Here is a 500-nt window from a genome sequence, read left to right on the forward strand (position 1 = left end):
GAAGAAGTCCCCTCAGATCCCATTGCCGGCACCTGGTATTACTAATTGAGGTCACCATAGCAGGAGAAAAATTTAATTGTACATTAAATTCATTTATTAAATTAAATTTGTCTCTAACCAGCAAGAGGAATTACCAAAAGGTGATCCGAAGAAGGAGAGCCTTGCATCCTTTAAATGCTTCAGGCTGCGCCTGTAAGCATTTTCTTTTAATTCAGGTTTTCAAACTCCGCTTGAACCTTCCTTAAAAACAAAATGCTTCCCAAAAAATGGGAAGCATTTAAAGTCTGCGGAGAAAGAGGGATTAACTGCGTTGATCCTAAGGGAGGAACCTGCAAAGAAAACCACGCCCTGCTATCGCAGTGCTGTTTTTGCATTTCATCCGTCTTTCGAAAGCGAGCTTTCTTAGACTTCTGAAATGCAAAAAACCCGCAACTTTCGTTGCGGGTTTTCTTTGCGGAGAAAGAGGGATTCGAACCCCCGGAGGTGTGACCCTCAACAGT

Annotated in this window: 1 protein-coding gene; it reads right to left on the reverse strand. The window is 42.6% G+C overall.

Annotation, left to right across the window (positions count from 1 at the left end; translation table 11 throughout):
• Positions 1-206: 206 nt before the first annotated feature.
• The coding region (locus HC176_RS19690; RefSeq protein ID WP_209309753.1) for a hypothetical protein at positions 207-500 on the reverse strand (294 nt) is incomplete at its 5' end.

This window comes from Tamlana crocina, from assembly GCF_012037625.1.